Source organism: Pleomorphomonas sp. PLEO (assembly GCF_041320595.1).
GTDB lineage: Bacteria > Pseudomonadota > Alphaproteobacteria > Rhizobiales > Pleomorphomonadaceae > Pleomorphomonas.
The window spans coordinates 1,814,553-1,833,495 of the sequence record NZ_CP166625.1 but is presented as its reverse complement, the minus strand read 5'-3'; the positions used below and the strand labels follow the sequence as shown (position 1 = coordinate 1,833,495).

The window sequence follows — 18,943 nt, the reverse complement described above, 5'->3', positions numbered from 1 at the left end:
GTTTTTTTGGGGTAGAGCGCTCTATATTGTCCCTCTCCCTTTCTGGCCTGAGCTTCTGCGACTACAGCTCAGGGCGGCTGATGATGGGAGTGGTCCGACTAGGCAACTTGGCCTAATTCCGTCACACCGACGCCGCTAAGATCGCCAACTTCTCCACCTTCGACGAAGGCGACCCGATCATCCTTAATAATCTCCGGGGAATCTGGCAGACGTCGTGGTGTCCTGCCGTTACTCAAGCAGGTGACGAGGCAGCGCGGAGATGAGGCTAACAGACCGACAATCCCTGCCGCGACTTTGCCGGCGGCCGCCGCCTTCGCAGCCCGACAAGTGCTGCATTCGTCTATTTTCCCATGGCATCGCAACGCGTAGCGTCAGTCCTGCACATCGCAATCATTGTCGAGCCCTGGAAGATCGCTACTGCAATCAAAGAGGCGGCAGATTCGCGTCGTGCGCCATAGTTAAAATCTATCCTAAATAAATACCTTCGATTCTTGTGTTCCCACACGCATATCACTAATAATGACGCGTCGTTCAATCTGCCGGCGAGCCCGAATGCGCTCGCATTTCAGGGTTCCATATGCCTATCGACGCAGAAGTTAGAAATCAGAAAATTGCAGTTTGGCTAAAAGACGACCACGGCGCACTTTACAACACGTGGAATGCCCTACTCGGTTTTTATAATGTCAAACTTCCAAACCTATTCCGGTTAACAACTTTATTCTCTATTTTAGTAACAGCAGCTACATCATGCTCGGCGCCTTTGCTCGCTCTATTCTATGGAACCATATCTCCTAAGCAAACCGTGATCGCCTGCGTCGCACTACTGACATTGAGTTGCGTTTCCGCATATCTGAAGTTTAGAACATCTATTTCAAAGGTTAAACTGGACGAGTATGCGGTCCTAGTCCGCCTTGGAGATCTCTTGGCATCACTCCCGCCAACCAAAAATCATCGAGGCGACACAGACAACCAAATACGCGCCTGCATGGGATTGATAGAGTCCCTGGCTTTGTCAGTAACAAATACTACACCCGGCTCCATTTCGGTCTCCGTTTTAAAATTTATAGGAACTGGTGAGGTACGAATGAAGGTATCCCACCGAAATCCGGGGAATTCACGCCCCATAAATAGAGATGTAATCGCAGATACGCTCATCGGCTACCATGTCTGCAAGGCAGGAGAGGGCCCAAGAACCCTGCATGACACGCGAACGCTAAAACGATACGTAACAAGTCCAACACAATCTGAGTTAAGCTATCGATCTATACTATTCATACCACTACGAAACAGGGACGCCAGCCCTAGATGCGCGCAGGGATTTATATCAATAGATTCGACTAGTCCGTATGCCTTTTGGGGCAAACGGGAACGTCGAATCGTGGTAACATGCACTCCAATTATCGATTACGTTGGGAAGGTTCTCTAGGAGAGAATTATGTCACCCTTACCCAAGGATACAGGCGCAGATCGCACCGCCGATGTTAAGCGCGCGACAGAACCGACTTCGCCACTTAGGTCACTAGAGATGGAGGTGCGCAAAATTCACACGCAGCATGCTGAAGGAAAAATCTCAGCGTCTGAGGCAGCAAAGAAGCTTTATAAGCTTGAAGATGACGGCGGAAGTTTTGTTCGTCGTCTACTCGGCTGAGGGCACATCTTTTGCGCGCTCGGTCAACTTAATCAGGACGTCGTCCTCTTTAAGAAAGCCTAGGTATGGGCGGCGACGACCATCCAGTAAGCTACTTGAAAGCTTACTTCCTTCCCATACGTTGTGAATGAATATCTGGCAAATTTTCATGCCTGGACGAATTTTTATAGGAACCTCGCCAACGTTTGCGAGCTCAAGGGTGAGACAACCATTAAATCCAGGATGAATGCCAGCCGCTGTCTCGATTATCAAACCGCGTCGCGCGAGCGAAGACTTACCACCAACATAGCCGCCATAGCTGGTAGGAAATTTTAGCCACTCTAAAGTTGCCCCAAGAACAAAACGACCAGGATGAAGAACGAACTCTTGTCCAAAGGGGACGTAATAGTACTTTGAAGCCTTCGATTCCGTCTTTTTATATTCATTTTCATTAAGACTATCGAAAAAAGGCTGACTTGACTGACGCAACGCCAGGAACCATCTGCCCAATCGCAGAGAGATCGAAGACTCGCCACTCGATCTTATCTCTTCGATGTTCGGCTCCGGTATGATTGCCAATCCATCCGGTTCAGCCCTGTTCCCAAGAGCTATTAGATCAGCCAGCTTCACGCAATCAAGCATTTCCTGACCGCCTCCTAAACTCCAGAACCTCAACGCTTTTGAGAACTAGCTCAGAAACCCAATCAGATAGGCTTCGCCTAGCATGGTCAAAGCTTTCCTCGTTATTTATAGTATACTTCCATCCGGCGTTTATTATATCAGCCAACGTTTTTGGGGCCCTAGCCGGAGTAGAATTCTCGAACATATGTAGAATATTATCTGTCTCCAAATCGCTCGGCATGTGCATAGAACATGTTTGAGCTACCATTTCTTGCGCATCTTGAAATATATGTTCGCCCAGAATCTCCACAATCGAATCTGCGCACCTAAGAATAAAAGAATCAGATCTATTTTCAAATTTAAGCGGAAGCTCACTAAATTCTGCTTCAAATGAGGTAAAATCAACCTTTGCTAGATCGTATCCACCATATTGTTCTATAAAGCGAGCGCGCACGCCTAGCTCTGGATATGACAGGCTACGCATCTGTCCGTGGCTTGGAGCAAGCAAATAGTGGAAAGCCAGCGCAAAGCTAGAACCGAATAAAGCTACGCCAATGGCGTCGCAAAAAACCTCCTCCACATGCTGAAGGCAAAGCGCAGTTATATCGTCGATAATTTGCATGAAAAACATGTTCTGCCGAAGTTGAGCGGCAATCGGCTGAAGATGGCTATGCTCAGGAAACGCAGACCGGAATTCATGCCACCTACTAGTTATATAGTTCCAAGCTAATTCATCCACACGAGTCGTGTAAACTTTCTCTAGATTTCGGTCCACCCATGCACAATGACCGAGCTCATGCCCCGCCAGCGGAAGTATAAGAGCATTCCCAGATTGGTAAGTGGGCATCCCGATCAGAGCAAAACCAGGAAGTATGGAAACATTCAATGGGTACGCTAGCGGTGACGCGTCCCATTCTGAAGACATTACCACTCGCGCTTGTGGTCCGATCAAGCTCTTCGCTATATGGACAATTGCGTCATAAGTCTCAAAGCTATTTCGAACGTTAGTTGACCGCAGAAGAAAACCTAAGATCGGTAAATATTGCGTTATACGTTCATTAAGCGTTACGCACACTCTGTTTAAGGATTCTGTGTCACCAGACCGAGCCGCCTTCTCAAGGCGCCCCCGGTGCTCTTCAAAGAAAGTCCGGACGATGCCTAAAGCGGTCTCAGAATCCGGGTGAGGAAAATCCGAGAGCATCAATTTGTCGATTTGGGCAATAATCGCATCCAGCTTACGCTGACTGCTCAGCTCAACTTTCATAGTTAAACAGCCAGGTACGAGACCTCTGGCGTGCTTGCATTGCGTCTGGAATCCGGCCAAACGCTTCCGCAGCCAGAGTGCGGTTCAACCCCAAGCAAAAATTTTTGATCTGTGCCAAACCCTCCTTAGGAATATTCGATAGATTCCCAGAGTCCACTTGAAGCAAAAGATCTATTATTGGCTCAAGTTGTTCGGCTTGATTTACAACTACACCCGAGGAGGCATAGGCCTCCCCATAGGCATAAGCTTTCCCATATAAGCTAGCAATTCTCGCCTTACCTAGAAGATCGTTCTTGCTATAGACGCCGCCGCCATTCGAGCCGATTAACGCTTCGACCAAGGATCTTAAAGCTGGAGACTCGACTTTTTCGCCCGAAATAACTTCCTGAATCTCCATGGCAGCATCCAGGCTTTGCTCAACAGCTAAATCCCGAGACATCCGGCTAAAGGCTATCGCATGCGTCATTTCATCCCCCGACATCCTGAAAAAAATGTGCCGCTTTCCGAATTTAATCTTTCTACATTAGCAAAGCTTTAACTTGCCTCTTGAGCATACTTGATTCTTATAATAGGGCGATAGCTAGGCGTAATTCCACATATTGTATTAGTGCCGCACTCCTCAAGAACCCTTTCCGACAGCAAAAGCTAGAGCTCCTTTTCGACGAGGCGCCAAAAGCTTACAGCGTGGACCTCGCGTAGAATTCGGTGATCAGCTTACCCATAAAGTGACGGTTCGCGAACTAGCATTACAAAGCCCGCTCCCTTCCTCCTACTTCCACCCCAGTTCATCGCGTATCTCCATGCTAGGGATCAGTCGTCGCCACCGTTCTGCAGGCGATAAGCGAGCGATAGGCGGTACGGCCCCCAACGTCCGCATCCGCTCGCGCAGGCTTTCGCAGGCCGGCGTCGATGAGGCGGACATGCAGGGTGGACCAGGCCGCGAGGATGGAGAGCGGCGAGGCGCTGCCGCCGAACACGGTGCTCTTGTGATTGATGTTGGGCGCGAGCGGGGCGGCAAGGGTGACGCCGCCGTCGGTGACGGACCGCACCGACACCCCCACCGCCTGGGAAAGGGGGATCTGCTCGTGCAGATAGCTTTCGAGGTCGTGTCGTTCCATCTCGGTTTGTCCACTCCGGCGCCGCGAGCTTTGCCGGGCAAGGCGCCGGGGCAAGCTACCCCAACGCCCTCTCGGGGGCAAAACACGGTCTATGAGGGGCGCTGCCGGCGCCCGATATATCCTTCGCGCTTTATCCTGCCTGAGGTCCCCGCCTGCGCGGGGATGACAATCTATACCCATGTTTTTATTATATAAATTTGTCATCCCCGCGCAGGCGGGGACCTCAGGCAGAAGGCACCAAGCGGTTGATATAAGGCCCCATCCAACTTAACCGGGCAGCGAAGCCTCCCCCTCCAACCAACATCCCCCATTGACGTCACAGCGTTTCACCCCGATACGGTCAGGCCAAAGACATGGCGGCCACCGCCACACAATCTACAGGAGCCAATTGTGAGCCAACCGACCGTAGCAGACGCCATCGAGCGGGTTTACGCATCTCTGCAGGCGGACAATGCCGACATCGACCTGCACATCGCCACGCTCAAGGCGGCGCTGGCGCAGGAGGGCACGAAGGAAGCCGTGTTCGATCCGGCTCGGATCCCACATGGCAACCGCTCCGGTCGGAAGCTGATGCAGGCTTACTTCCGCCAGCGCGGGGTGACGGTGAAGTTCTCGGGCGCCTGAGGGCTTACGGGGGAAGATCGCGTCCGGCGCCCGATATGTCGCGCGCGCCCCTTCCTGCCTGCGATGGCGAAATTATAGAGTAGAAACATATCGATAGATTGTCCTCCCCTGCGCGAGAAAGAGGGGCTCGGGCAGGACGGAGCGATCGGCTAATCACCCACGGGCGGACGAGCTCGGCGGCTGGCCGCTGACGGGGCCGGACGGCTGGCCCCACGCCGTCCCGGTCGCGGGAAATCTTCGCGTCGATCACAGCCTCGCCGCGCGGGAGGCGTTGCGAACCGTTCGCGACATCGGCCCTGTTCATCAACATGCTGATCGTGCCCGAACGCGCCAAGATCGCCCGCGCACGCCTGCTGATCGACGATCTGCACAATCAGGTGCGCCCTGCCGAGGATCGGCTCACGGCAGGCAGGCGAACGCTTTGTCTGCCTGCCTGCAACCTCCGGAAGATCTGGCCGGGTGCGCGGATTCAGCGCTCGCCGCGCGGAGGTGAACGGCACTGCTTTTTGGTGGCCGGCGGCGCTTGCAGGTGGGCAGCCAAGCCCCATGCCGCGTCTCGGCACCCGCCGTTATCCGCATTATTACCGAAGCGATAATCGTAGTGGGTGCACCGCTTTCGCGGACAACCTTAACCCGGCATCAACCTTAATTTGTAACCAGATACTTCGCCGGGGTTCGGAGCTGGGCCGGTCGACGCGAGCGTCGGGTCGATGACGGCCCTTGCGCGGGCTCGACGGTCAAGGCAGTCACCGACCACCTTGGGAAGGGGAAATTCATGCGTTTTGTTTTTGCTGCCGCGGCCGCGCTCTCACAATATCGGCTGCTTCCGCCGCGGATCTTGAAACGCTGCGGCCCAGTATTCCAGATGTACCGCAAACCACCCGGACGATCGATTGGACCGGTTTCGAGTTCGGCGCGACCGGCGGCGGCAATCTGATCCAAGCCGACGGCTCCAAGTTCTTTGGGCGTACCGAGGACTTTCGGGGAGCGCACGCCAGCATTTTCGCCGGTTACCAGCAGCAGCTCGGCAATAATGTGGTGCTGGGCATTGAAGGCGACATCACCTACACGGGAGACAACGAAAAGACCTTCAACACCTTCGACTTGACCAACACCTATATTGGCCAGGAAAAGATCAGTACCGATTGGTCGGGGTCCATTCGCGCCCGCGTCGGCTATGCCTTCGACAGGCTACAGCTCTACACGACCGGCGGCTGGGTGGCGACGCGCGTCGTCGACAAGGCCGATACGACCGTCGCGGTCGGCACCTTTCACGAGAACTTCCAAGGCGTGACGGTCGGCGCCGGCGCCGACTATGCCCTCACCGACAACATCTTCGCTCGCGCCGAATATCGCTACAACGCGTTCTTCGAGCGGCAATTCGGCAGTTTGGACGAGAAACTGGCGCAGCATGTCGTCAACGTCGGCCTTGGCATGAAATTCTGAGGCTGAGCGGTTTTCCTCGCAACATCGGGACCGGTCGGAGCAATCCGGCCGGTCTTTTCCTTGCTCGGGTGCCGCCGATGTCGCGCGCCCCACATCCGCCCCTCACCCTGAGCGACCGGGAACATCCTTGACAGGGTTCATGTGTTGTTCGCGCCTGTCAAGGAGCGAAGGGGCCGTAGTGGACGGCGGGAGGAGCGGCAGCTCCGACCAGAGACCGCCACGGCCCCTTCGCTTGGCGCCTTATTCGGCGGCCGTTGGCGTTTTCTCGGCATTGCGACGGCCCGGCCGCGGTGGGGTGAACGGTTGGAACCGTTCCTTCCGCGGGTCGATGATGCCGAGATCTATCCCGGCGAATCGTACGACGCTGTGGCCCGAAGCGGTCTCCGTGATGCCGACGGGTTCGCCGACAAGGGTCTCGGAGACGAAGTAAGTTCCTCCACGCCATTTAATCTCACCGCTGGTCCGCACCCGGCGAACCTCATGATTGGCGTCGTACCAGGGCTCTTCGACCCGGCTTGGCATCGACCGTGGCGACGACCGGTAATGGTCAGCCGGCGGAGTCTGATCCAGCGCCTCGTGCGGCCGTTCGGTATTGTAGAGGCGGCGAAACGCCTCGAAGCGCTGCTGCTGTTCCGCTGCCGTGTCGGCGGGCGGCTGGGTTGTGTCCTCCTTCAGGGTCTTGTGCATCCGCTCATGCTGGCCGTTTTGCTGGGGCTTGCCCGGAGCGATCCGCTCCAGCCGAAGACCCAGCTTCAGCCAATGAACCGACAATCGGCTTAGCCCAGCGGGACCGCTTCCTCCAAAGGGCGCCCCATTGTCACTTCGCATGGCGAGCGGCAACCCGTATTCGCTAAACAGGCAGTCGACAGCAACCCGCACAGCTTCCGTCTGCTCCGGCATGATCTCGCAGATCAGCAGGTAGCGACTGAAGGCGTCGGTCACTGTCAGCGGGTCGCACCGAGTGCCGTCGCGCGTCCTGAACCAGCCCTTGAAATCGATGCACCAAGTGTCGTTCGGCTGCTCGACTGCATTGAACGGGCGCTCCACGGCAATGGGCCGCCGACGTCGGCGCGTCTCTTCGATCAATCCTGCCCGTTTGAGGATGTCGCCAGCCGTGCTGACCGCTGGAAACACTATGCTCGGATGGCGTTTCCGCAAGATCGGCAGCAGTTTTTTCGGACCCCACCGGGGATGCTCTCGGCGCAAATCGACCAGCAAATCGACGATCATATCAGGCGTCGTCTGTGGTCGATGATGCGGCGCCCGAGACCGCTCTTCCAGCCCAGCAACACCTGAAGCCAAATAGCGCCGCTTCAGCTCATAACCCGTCTGCCGGCTGATGCCATGGCGCGCACAGATAACCGTCATCGGCTCTTCCTCCCGAAGACAGTCCGCGATGAAGAAAAGTTTCTCGTCCATCCTTGACGTTTCCTTCCACGGCATCGGCAGAGCCCTCCTCTGCCGACGTCGATAACTGTCAAGGATGTCGCCGGTCTACTCTGTCAGGGATGTCGCCGGTTCGTACAACCCCACCGCCCCTTCCCTCAGCACCCCCGGCACAATCGCCTCCGCCGTCCAGGCGCCGGAGATGAACGCCGCCTCGGCACCTGGGCCGATGTTGCCGGATCCGGCGACGTAGAGGCCCGACAGCGGCGTTTGCGGTCCCGCGAGGCGATCGGCGCGCGCCAGGCCGTAGATGGCGCCGCCGCTCGCCCGGTCGTAACGGGCGAAGGTGACGGGCGAGGCGTCTTCTCTCAGCACGATGTGGTCGGTGAGGCCGGGCACCAGGCGGCTGGCGGCGGCGATCATCCGGTCGCCGACGGCCGCCTTGCGGTCGATATAGGAGTTGCTGGTGCGCAGCGCCTCGAAGTCGGGATCGCTGGCATCCGTGCCGGCAAACCAGCTCGCCGCCTCGCTTTGCGGCACCAGGGTGAGCAGCGTCAGCGTGCCGTAGCCGTCCGGAGCGCCGGTCGGGTCGGCCACCGTCGCCGAGATCACGCCGACGGCAAGGCCATCCTCGCCAACGACCCTGCTCATCGCCGCGAGGTCGGGCTGCATGTCCAGGCCGAGATGCACCATGAAGGCCGAGGCGGCGGGCTCGGCCCCGAGCATGCGGCGCCGGAAGTCGTCGGGCAGCGCCCCTTCGGGCAACAGGTTGAGGCACGTCGCCTTGAGGTCGGCGTTGGAAATCACCGCCCGCGCCTTGATGCGGCGACCGTCCTGAAGCTCGATACCAGCGGCGCGACCGGCCTCCACCAGGATGGAGCGCACCGGCGCGCGCAGCAGCACCTCGCCGCCCCGCTGGCGGATGGCGTCGGCCAGCGCCTCGGACACGCTACCCGACCCGCCTTTGGGATAGAAGCCGCCGTAAAAATAGTAGCCGAAGATCGGCGCCATGTTGCCCACCGTCAGCTCGTCCGCCTTGTCGGTGAGATAGCCGGTGAGGCCGCTCAGCACCCGCCGGGCGCCTTCATCCGGAACGAAGGTGGCGAGCAGATCGCCAAACGGCTTGTTCATCCAGGCCATGGCGGTGGGGTTGTCGCGCTGGAAGGCCAGCATGGCCGACACGGTTCGCGGCGGCATCGGCACCGAACAATGGCCCTTGCCGAGGGAGCGCATCTCCTCGCTCACCTTGCGCATGGTTTCGAACACGGCCGCGATGCCCTCGGCGCTGCCGGGAAACGCCTCGCCGAGCTGGCGCGCATACTCCCGCCAGTCTTGCGGCACCGCAACGGACGCGCCGTCGCGCCAGTTGGAGTGGCCGATGCGCACCCAGTCGAGCGTGATGCCCAGCCGGGCGAGCAGGCCGGTGATCGCCCCGCCGTCGCGCACGCCGGAAAAGTCGTGCAGGCCGCCATCGAAGCGGAAGGCGCGCACGGCGCCGGCGTGGCGAACCTTGCGGATCCAGTGCTGGCAGTAGCCGCCGGGGACGACGTGCTGTTCGGCGACGATCACCTTCAGCCCGGCGTCGGCCAGCAGCGCGGCGGACACCAGCCCGCCGAGGCCGCCGCCGACCACGGCGACATCATATTCGCCGGGCGCCTTGCCCTCGAAACTCGGGCGCGGCCAGTGCTGGCGCTGGCGGGCGGCGATCGTCCGCCCGACGATCAGCCGGATCATCACCTTCGGGCCCCAGATGCTGAGGGCGATGCCGGCCACCGCGATCCCCGTCGTCCACCAGCCCTCGACATGCCACCAGGAGAGCGCCGCAAGAGCCAGGAACAGCACGATCCACAGCGTGGACAGGATGGTGTTGATCGCCTTGAAGGCCGGGCTTGCGGCGGCGTTCGGAAACTGGACGGAGGAATAGTCCGATGTCCACGGCCGTCCCCTCGCCGCGGCGTAGAGGCCGCCAACCGCTTGCCCCAGGAGCTGCAGGGCCACCGATTGATCGGTCAGATCATAGCCGAGGTAGGTGACGATCGCCGAGCCGGAGAGCGTCAGCAGCAGCATGGTTTCAAGCGGCCGGCTCCGCCCGCGCTCGACATTGCGGGCGACGAGGAGCACGGAAATCACCGCCGCCACATCGAGCGCCGCCAGGCGATAGCCGAGCGCCGTCAGGATGGAGAAGACAATAGCCGGCAGAAAGGCCAGCTTGACCAGGAGAAGCGTTTTCATGAAATGACCGCTCGAATAGGTTGGTACTACGTGGTACCAATCTCTATAACATGCTTTGGTACTGATGGGTACCAATAAAATGGAGCAAAAGAGACCGCCGTGACAAGCGACGACGAACGACGAACAGCCATCCTGGAGGCCGCGGCCGATGTGTTTGCAACGAAGGGCTTTTCCGGCGCGACCACGGCGGAGATCGCCAAGCTGGCCCGTGTCTCCAAGCGCGATCTCTACGATCACTTCGAGAGCAAGGAGGGGCTGCTGGCGGCCATGGTGCGCGCCTATTCCACCACGCTGCCCTTCGCCGACGACCTCGGCAGCCCCGATACCGTGGACGCTTTCCTCGACCTGCTCGGCAAGTTCGGCCGCCGCTTCGCCGCCGATCTCTGCCAGCCTTACAGAACCGCCCTCTTCCGTCTGGCCGCCTCGGAAGCCGGCCGCGTCAACGAACTCGGCAAGGCCATCCACGAGGCCGGCGCCGGGCCGGTGGGCGCCTCGGTGCGGACGTTCATCGGCAAGGCCATCGCGGCCGGCGTGCTGAAGCCTCAGGACGCCGACCTCGCCATGCGCGCCTTCTTCGGGGTGCTGGTCGGCGAAAGCCACGTCTGGCAGATCGTCGGCGCCACCAACGCGCCCACCGATGAGGAAATCGCAGTCAGCGCCGACATGGCCGTCGAAGCCGTCCGACGGATCATCGCCTCATGACGGGGGCGGCGGTCGGGGGCGCCCCCTCGGACCGCCCTGGCGGCGATCACAATAGAGCGATCGCCCCGGAAGACCTATCTTCATCGCCCATCGTGGCGCATCGTTATCGCCATCACCCCTCAGACCTGGCTCTCATCAAAAACTCGACCATCACCGAAGCCGCCCACGCCTTTTGTCGACGGAGATCCACCCGATGCGCGAACTCTACGAACTCACGACACTGGCGGCGCCGCTTCTGTCCATATCGGAGGTGGCCAAAGCGGCGCGGGCCTGGGTTTCGATGCCCGAGGCCGCCGGCACGCTTTTGGGTTGCTGGCGCACGGAGATCGGCCCGCTCGGGCGCCTGCTAGTCCTGCGCCGCTTCAATGACGCCGACACCCTGCGCCGGGAGCGGCAACGCGCGTTGTTGAGCGCCAATCCGTTCAACGGCGGCGGCGTGGTAACGGGCCTGGAGATGGACAGCTACAGCCCCTTTGCCTTCCTGCCGCCGGCGCGCGCCACCCATGACGCGGTCTACGAAGTCCGCACCTACAAGCAGAAGCCCGGCGGCCTGCCGGCGACGCTGGCCGGCTGGGAAGCAGCGATCGCGCCGGCCCGCGACTACACAGCGCACCTGCTGATCAACATGTATGCGCTCGACGGCCCGCCCCGCATCACCCACATCTGGGGCTTCGACAGCCTGGCCCAACGCGCCGCGCTGCGAGCCGCCGCTTACTCAGCCGGCCTCTGGCCACCCAAGGGCGGCCCGGACAACATCCTCGAGGCAACGTCGACCATCGCGCTGCCCGAGGGCGAGTGACGCCACCTCCGGCAGGTTTACGTCATCCCCCTCAACTGATCTGCGCCATCAGCTTCATGATGTTCATCACGCCCCAGTGGTCGGTGATGACGTCTGCCTTGACCCTCAACACGTCGATCACGTCGAACGTCACCGACCGCTCGGTCGGCGCGACGCCGAGGAACGCTCCCTTGTGGGTGGCGACATAGATCTTGCGTGTGGTGACGAGATCGCCCTCGGCGAGCTGGAACTCGATCGTCGCGGTCATGTCGGGAAAGGCCGCTCGGAAGACATGGTACAGGTCTCTCGCGCCGTCCTTGGTGGGTGCGAAACCCGGTGAGGGCGTGTGATCCACGAAATCGGGGTGCATCAGGGCGTCGAAGACCTCGAAGTCGCCACCGACCTGGACCTCCTCCACCAGCCTGCGGACGATCATCTTGTTATGCTCGCTCATCATTGGTGCCCATCCATGTCGGCTCAAACGGCGAACTTGCCGCGAAAGGCGGAGTCGGTGATTTGACGGCGGGGGCTTGGCACCTCGCGCTTTCGGAGCACCTCCGGAAGAGCATCGACGCTTCCCTTCTTGCCGATGGCAACGACAGCCTGCATGGCGTATCCATCCGGCATTCCGATGGCCTCGGCGGCGCGCGCGGCATCAAAACCGCCCATGGCATGCGAGGACCAGCCGCGCAAATGGGCCTGGACCGCGAAATAGCCCCAGGCCGCGCCTGCGTCGAAGCTATAGGACGGGTTGGGAACTTCCTTGTCGGCTCCCGGCGGGATCAGCGTCGTCTTGGCTACCACGGCGATCAGAGCCGAGGCGTTCTTCGCCCAAACCTGATTACCTTCCCACAGCGAGGCCAGAATCGCATCGAATGCGGCCTCGCCACGAAAGCTGTAGACGAAACGCCACGGCTGGGCATTGAGGCCCGATGGCGCCCAGCGTGCCGCTTCCAGCAGGCCCAGCAATTCCTGTTCCGATACCGTGTCCATCGCGAAGGCCCGCGGCGACCAGCGGGCGGTGAAGAAATCCTCGATGGGATAATCGGCGATGCGAGACGGTGGGTTTATGCTCATCGGAGAACCTGCTTCCTTTTTGTTACCATCTCATTCAAGCTATTGAGACGGCGCCAGTCACGCAAGAAAGGGAGCGAGATATTACCTGGTTACCGCGTGGTAACCGGGTTGATCGACACCAGCATGGAAACAATCGAAAACAACCTCGAAGACTGTCCGATCCGCGACGTGCTTCATCGGGTGTCGGACCGCTGGAGCATGTTGGTGCTCCTCTTTCTCGAGCAAGGAACAATGCGGTTCTCCGAGCTTCGGAGAAGCATACCCGACATCTCCCAAAGGATGCTTTCGCAAACGGTCAGACGGCTGGAACTGGATGGGCTGGTGAAGCGAACGGTCTATCCGGTCGTTCCCCAGCGAGTGGAATACACGCTAACACCGCTCGGCATATCGTTGCTCGTGCCGGTCAACCTGATGAAGGCGTGGGCCGAATCCAATCATGAGGCCATACGGCAATCGCGGTCCGCCGGGCGTCCCAGCGCATAATAAGGTAGGCGCTATCGAGCTGCGAAAAGGGATTTGGCTGCGCTGGCGGCAGTGTCGGCGCAATGTGTCTTGGATAGATCATCAAAGCCGCGCGCCATTCGGCGGCGTTTGCCCAGCCATGTCGCAGGATATCACGCTGTGGGACACGATCTCCGCCAATCTGTTTCCATCGCCAACCTTCATAAAAGCCGGCTCCTCATGAAACAGGCAAAGACCTGCTTGGAGAGCCCAAAAAATCACATTCTGCCAAAGTGTTGCAACAACGTGTTTCTACTTGCACGGGCCCATGCTCATTGCTAAATGTGCGGATAATGATTCGGTAACTATATTTGAAGGGGCGCTAACCCGATGGTCCTGAAACGAGGGCAGAGGGGCGTTCGTCGATTGGCTCTCTTGAGTATGGCGTCATTGGCCATGTCAGGCGGTCCGGTTTTCGCTACGTGCACGACGACGGGCAACGTGACGTCGAGCAACTGCGACGCGAATTCCATCCAGGTTCTGACTGGATCGGGCTCGTCGTCGCTGACGGTCTCCGACGAGACCACCAAGAGCATCGAAATCGCGCCGAGTTCGACGTCGGCGACGCCGACCAGCCAGACTCTGACGATCACCGGCGCGACGACCATCAACCGTACGGACTACAGCGCGGTCTATTCGGAGACCTTCGCCCCGGATCATACGCTGACGGTCGACATCGCCCCCACGGTGAACATCACCGCTGTCGGCGGCTTCGGCGCGATCTGGCTGCGCAACGACGTCTCCGGCGACATCTCCGTCACCAGCGCTGCCACGGTCACCGCCACCGACGGTCCGGGCATCACGGCGACGTCGAACCTCGGCCACGTCACCGTCGTCAACAATGGCGCCGTCACCTCGACCAATGATCGCGGCCTCTACGCGGACGGCAGCGGCACCACCGGTTCGCCGACCCTCGTGTCGATCACCAACAACGGCACGGTTTCAGCCTATCTCGCGGGCGCGCGCGCCATCGCCTACAACGGCACCGCGAGCGTTACCAACACGGGGACGGTCACGTCGGCGACCCGCCAGGGCTTGGTTGCCTGGTCAAGCGCCGGCGACGTCGTCATCACCAACTCCGGCACGGCCACGGCCCGCGACGACAACGCCATCCAGGCGCTGAGCGAAACCGGTAACGTCACCATCACCAACTCCGGTACGCTTCGGGCCTACGACGACACCTCGATCACCGATGCCGGGTCCGGTCACAATGGCATCCAGGCGATCGCGCAGACCTCCGGCGATGTCTCCGTCACCAACACGCTCACCGGCGACATCCTGGCGCGCGACGATGTCGCCATCTACGCGAAAACCGTGTCCGGGACGGTAACGGTCGACAACGCCGGCTCGGTCTCCGGCCTCGGCGGCATCAGTGCCACCAGCGCGGCCGGCAACGTCTCCGTCACCAACTCCGGCACCATCACCGCCACGGCGACGTCCAATCCGGTCGCGGTCGCGCTCTCCGCCACCGGCACCGGCTCCTTCAGCAATTCCGGCACCGTCAATGGTGGCTTCACCACCACGGGCGGCACCAACACCATCACCAACAGCGGAACGTGGAACCTGCTGCCCTCGGGCGTAACCGGCGCATCGTGGACGAGCACCGGCACCACCACCTTCACCAATACCGGCACCTTCGACGTCGCCGGCGGCAGTGCGACCATCTCCGGGCTGGCCTCCTTCGTCGTCGGCAACGGCGGCCTGTTGAAGGTCGAGAACGACGGCTCTCTCTCCCTCGGCAGCACACCGCTCACCGACGACGGCACGCTGCGGGTCGTCACCGGAGGATCGCTGACCACCGGCGCCGCCGGCATCGCCTCGACCGGTGGATCGAACGGCACGGCGGAGGTGGCGGGAGCCGGCTCGGCGTGGACGGTCGACGGTCGCCTCGGCGTCGGTGTTTCGGGCACAGGGACCCTCACGGTTTCGGCGGGCGCGACGCTCACCTCCGACAATGCCCTGATCGGTTGGAACGCCGGCAGCACCGGCACAGTGACCGTTTCCGGCAGTGGCAGCACCTGGACCAACGCCAACGCGCTCTATCTCGGCAACGGAGGCAACGGCACGCTCAACGTCGTCACCAGCGGTCAGGTGACGAGCGGTGAGACCTACATCGCCGCCGGCGCCGGCAGTACCGGTTCGCTCGTCGTCTCCGGCAGCGGATCCAAGTTTACCGATACCGGCATGCTCTACGTCGGATACGCCGGCTCGGCCACCGGTTCGCTGGCGATCTCCGGCGGCGGCACCGTCGTCGACACCCGCGCCAACATCGCCGACGGGATCGGCTCGTCCGGCTCGGCCACCATCGCCGGCAACGGTTCGACCTGGACCAACAGCGGGGCGCTCTATGTCGGTGGCGGCGGCGTCGGTACGATGACGGTCTCGGCTGGCGGCACGGTCACCAGCACGATCGGCGCCATCGGCAATCTGGCGTCGTCGAGCACCAGCAGCGTGCGTGTGACCGGCGCTGGATCGTCCTGGACGACGAGCGACGAGCTCTTCGTCGGCCTCTACGGCAATGCGACGCTGGCGGTTGATTCCGCGGGCACCCTCACCAGCGCCGGCGCGGTGATCGGCCGGCATTCCACCTCGTCGGCGACTGTGTCCGGATCCGGTTCTTCCTGGTCGACCGGCGCGATATCGATTGGCGGCGATGCGGCCGATCCCGGCACCGCGGGCAACGGCACGCTCGCCATCTCGACCGGCGGCACGGTCACCAGCACGACGGCGCGTTTGGGCGATGTCGCCGGATCGACCGGTACGGCCACAATCTCCGGCAGCGGCTCGACCTGGACCCTGTCGGATCGGATCGGCGTCGGCACATCGGGCACCGGCTCGTTGACCGTCTCGGCCGGCGGCACGGTTTCCTCCACCGGCGGGATCGTCGGCTGGAATTCGACAGGGACAGGCACGGCCCTGATCACCGGCTCGGGCAGCCGTTGGGCCAACACCGGCGTTCTCTACATCGGCAATCAGGGCGATGGCACGCTGACGGTCTCCGCCGGTGGCGCCGTGACCTCGACCGATGGCTATGTCGCGACCGAGAGCGGTTCGACCAGCAGTGCCACCATTACCGGAAGTGGCTCGGCCTGGACCATGTCCGGCGACCTCCTCGTCGGCCACAACACCGGTTCAAACGGCACGATCACCATCTCAGCCGGTGGCTCGGTGTCGAGCCTCCAGGCGATCCTCGGCGATCTCGCCGGGTCGAGCGGCACCATGGTGCTGACCGGTGAGGGTTCGAGCATGGTCGCATCGAGCGACTTCAACGTCGGCCGTTTCGGCACCGGCTCGCTCACGCTGACCGGCGGCGCAACGCTGTCGTCCAACCGCTCCTATCTCGGCAACGAAGCAGGATCTTCCGGCACAGTCGTCATGTCCGGGGCCGGCACGACCTGGACGACCACGGGCCGGCTGTTCGTCGGCACCGATGGTGACGGCACGCTGACCATTTCCGATGGCGCGACGATCGTCGCCTCGGGGCTGGTCATCGGTTGGGGCAGCACCTCGACCGGCGTGCTCAACGTCGGCGCGGCGGCGGGCGACGCAGCGGTCGCGGCCGGCACGCTCGACGTCCCGGCGATCACCTTCGGGTCGGGCAATGGCCGGCTGGTGTTCAACTTCACCGGTTCGGATACGGTGGCCGCCCAAATCTCGGGCGCGGGTTCGCTCGAACTCTATGCCGGTGCCCTGACGCTTTCCGGCGCCAACAGCTATTCCCGGGGCACCACGGTCTCCGGCGGCACGCTGACGCTGGGCTCCTCGACCGCCGCCGGCACCGGCACCATCACCCTCGCCGGCACCAGTACCCTCGCCTATACGGACGGCATCACCGTTGCCAACGCGATAGACGTCACCGGAACTGCGACCCTCACCATTGCCAGCGGCAGGGCGACCCAGAGCGGCGCGATCACCGGCACCGGCACCTATGTCGTCACCGGTGACGGCACCCTCTACCTCACCGGAAGCTCGGCCGGCTTCACCGGCACGACCAGCGTCGACAACGGCACGCTGTCGGTCAACGGCACCCTCGGTGGCGGCGTCGAGGTCAATAGCGAGGGCACCCTCAAGGGTTCGGGCACCGTGGCCAGTGTGACGGTCCAGAGCGGCGGCACCATCGCGCCGGGCAATTCGATTGGCACGCTGACCATCACCGGCAATTATGTTCAGTCGGCCGGATCGACCTATTCGGTCGAGCTCGGTGCATCGGGCGCCAGCGATCGCATCGTGGTCGGTGGCACGGCGGCGCTCGCCGGAAGCGTGTCGGTCGCCTCAACAAGCAGCGGCTATAGCATAGGCAGCCGCTACACGATCCTGACCGCAGCGGGTGGCATCAGCGGCGCATACACCTCGTTCAACGGTACGCTGTCTCTATTTGCGACAGCGGCGCTCGATTACGACGCCAACGCGGTCTATATCGACGTCACCAAGTCGCGGACCTTCGCCTCCGCCGCGGCGACCCGGAACCAAATCGCGACCGCCGCAGCGCTCGACACGATCGACCAGGGCGGCACGCTTGCAAGTGCCGTCGCGGCGACCCAGACCGTTGACGACGCTCAGCGAACCTTCGACCTTCTGTCGGGTGAACTCCACGCCTCCCTCGCCGGCCAGATGATCACCGACACTCGGATCGTCGAGAGCGTCGCCATCGATCGCATCCGGACGGCCTTCGACACGGTCGCATCCTCGCGTCCGGCGAGCACCGAGCCCACATCGACCGACTTGACCATGTGGTCGCGCGCCCTCGGCTCCTGGAGCCGCGCCAGCGGTGACGGCAACAGCGCAGGCCTTTCCAGCGCCCTCGGCGGTTTCCTGGTGGGTGGCGACGCTCCGGTGTTCAACGGTGACGTCCGCGTTGGCATCCTCGCCGGATATGCCCGTGGCCATGCTTCCGAGGACGGCCTGTCGTCAGAGGCCGATACCAACGACTACCATTTGGGTGTCTACGGTGGTCGGCAATGGGGTGCGCTCGGGCTTCGAACCGGCGCCACGCTGACCGTCCGCGACTTCGCGACCACCCGGTCGATCTCGACCTCCACCCTCGATGAAGAGCTGACCGCGCATTATACCGGTACCACCGGCCGTGTTTTCGGCGAACTCGGCTACGGCATCCATCTTGACGCCGCCAATTTGGAACCGTTCCTCGGTGCCGACTACGTGCATGGCGAAATCGGCGATCATAGCGAACAGGGCGGTGCCGCCGCGCTGACGACCGATAGTTGGAGCAGCGATCTCGGCTACACCACGCTCGGGATGCGCGCGTCCAAGGATATAACCGTCTCCGGCTCAGCACTGACTTTGCGCGGCTCGCTCGCTTGGCGCCACGCCTTCGGCGACACGACGCCATCTCTCGTTCAGCGTTTCGTGGGATCTTCGCCCTTCTCCGTCTCGGGTGTTGCAATCGCCCGCGATGCCTTGGCGGCCGATGTCGGCCTCGATGTCGAGGTTGGCCGCTCAGCGACGCTCGGGGTGTCCTACGGTGGGCAGTTCGGCAATCGGGTAACAGAGCAGACGGCACGCGCCGATTTCAAATGGAAGTTCTGAAGCGACCAAAGAAGCGACCAAGC

Annotated in this window: 15 protein-coding genes; 7 read left to right on the top strand and 8 right to left on the bottom strand. The window is 61.3% G+C overall.

Going from position 1 to position 18,943, the window contains the following annotated elements:
• Positions 1–1,435: 1,435 nt before the first annotated feature.
• A complete protein-coding gene (locus AB6N07_RS08320; protein ID WP_370677338.1) occupies positions 1,436–1,648 on the top strand; it encodes a hypothetical protein in 213 nt (70 codons plus the stop codon).
• On the opposite strand, the gene dcd is transcribed toward AB6N07_RS08320, so the two are convergent.
• From dcd to AB6N07_RS08300, 4 genes are all read right to left on the bottom strand, one after another.
• The gene (dcd, locus tag AB6N07_RS08315; protein WP_370677337.1) at positions 1,637–2,269 is read right to left on the bottom strand and encodes a dCTP deaminase; all 633 of its coding nucleotides are present in this window, start codon (positions 2,267–2,269) and stop codon (positions 1,637–1,639) included. The genes AB6N07_RS08320 and dcd overlap by 12 nt on opposite strands.
• Positions 2,262–3,512, bottom strand: a complete 1,251-nt coding sequence (locus AB6N07_RS08310; protein ID WP_370677336.1) for a hypothetical protein — start codon at positions 3,510–3,512, stop codon at positions 2,262–2,264. The genes dcd and AB6N07_RS08310 overlap by 8 nt, the downstream gene beginning before the upstream one ends.
• Positions 3,502–3,978, bottom strand: a complete 477-nt coding sequence (locus AB6N07_RS08305) for a hypothetical protein (RefSeq protein WP_370677335.1) — start codon at positions 3,976–3,978, stop codon at positions 3,502–3,504. Before AB6N07_RS08305 ends, AB6N07_RS08310 begins: the two co-directional genes overlap by 11 nt.
• A gap of 337 nt (positions 3,979–4,315) precedes the next feature.
• Positions 4,316–4,630 (bottom strand): YiiD C-terminal domain-containing protein, encoded by a 315-nt coding sequence (locus AB6N07_RS08300; protein WP_370677334.1) that lies wholly within the window; start codon positions 4,628–4,630, stop codon positions 4,316–4,318.
• A gap of 387 nt (positions 4,631–5,017) precedes the next feature.
• Between AB6N07_RS08300 and AB6N07_RS08295 the strand changes: the two genes are divergently transcribed.
• Together AB6N07_RS08295 and AB6N07_RS08290 are read left to right on the top strand one after the other, a co-directional pair.
• Complete coding sequence (locus AB6N07_RS08295) at positions 5,018–5,254, top strand: hypothetical protein (RefSeq protein ID WP_370678206.1); 237 nt, start codon at positions 5,018–5,020, stop codon at positions 5,252–5,254.
• Between the two features lie 720 nt (positions 5,255–5,974).
• Positions 5,975–6,700 carry an outer membrane protein gene (locus AB6N07_RS08290; protein ID WP_370677333.1) on the top strand — a complete coding sequence of 242 codons (726 nt, stop codon included), beginning with the start codon at positions 5,975–5,977 and terminating at the stop codon, positions 6,698–6,700.
• A gap of 240 nt (positions 6,701–6,940) precedes the next feature.
• Here the strand turns inward: AB6N07_RS08290 and AB6N07_RS08285 are convergent, their stop codons facing one another.
• Complete coding sequence (locus tag AB6N07_RS08285) at positions 6,941–8,119, bottom strand: integrase core domain-containing protein (RefSeq protein ID WP_370677332.1); 1,179 nt, start codon at positions 8,117–8,119, stop codon at positions 6,941–6,943.
• 75 nt (positions 8,120–8,194) lie between these two features.
• Positions 8,195–10,318: a phytoene desaturase family protein gene (locus AB6N07_RS08280; RefSeq protein WP_370677331.1), complete on the bottom strand. Its 2,124-nt coding sequence runs from the start codon at positions 10,316–10,318 to the stop codon at positions 8,195–8,197.
• A 99-nt stretch (positions 10,319–10,417) separates the two neighbouring features.
• Between AB6N07_RS08280 and AB6N07_RS08275 the strand changes: the two genes are divergently transcribed.
• Positions 10,418–11,020, top strand: coding sequence for a TetR/AcrR family transcriptional regulator (locus AB6N07_RS08275; protein ID WP_370677330.1), 603 nt, complete (start codon positions 10,418–10,420; stop codon positions 11,018–11,020).
• Positions 11,021–11,213: 193 nt separating this feature from the next.
• Complete coding sequence (locus tag AB6N07_RS08270) at positions 11,214–11,819, top strand: NIPSNAP family protein (protein ID WP_370677329.1); 606 nt, start codon at positions 11,214–11,216, stop codon at positions 11,817–11,819.
• Positions 11,820–11,850: 31 nt separating this feature from the next.
• Here the strand turns inward: AB6N07_RS08270 and AB6N07_RS08265 are convergent, their stop codons facing one another.
• The gene (locus AB6N07_RS08265; RefSeq protein WP_370677328.1) at positions 11,851–12,255 is read right to left on the bottom strand and encodes an ester cyclase; all 405 of its coding nucleotides are present in this window, start codon (positions 12,253–12,255) and stop codon (positions 11,851–11,853) included.
• Positions 12,256–12,275: 20 nt separating this feature from the next.
• Positions 12,276–12,875 (bottom strand): nitroreductase family protein, encoded by a 600-nt coding sequence (locus tag AB6N07_RS08260; protein ID WP_370677327.1) that lies wholly within the window; start codon positions 12,873–12,875, stop codon positions 12,276–12,278.
• Positions 12,876–12,983: 108 nt separating this feature from the next.
• On the opposite strand from AB6N07_RS08260, the gene AB6N07_RS08255 reads away from it, so the two are divergent.
• Both AB6N07_RS08255 and AB6N07_RS08250 read left to right on the top strand, forming a co-directional pair.
• Entirely contained in the window at positions 12,984–13,358 is a 375-nt protein-coding gene (locus AB6N07_RS08255; protein ID WP_370677326.1) for a winged helix-turn-helix transcriptional regulator, read from the top strand.
• Between the two features lie 414 nt (positions 13,359–13,772).
• Complete coding sequence (locus AB6N07_RS08250) at positions 13,773–18,920, top strand: autotransporter domain-containing protein (RefSeq protein ID WP_370677325.1); 5,148 nt, start codon at positions 13,773–13,775, stop codon at positions 18,918–18,920.
• Positions 18,921–18,943 lie beyond the last annotated feature (23 nt).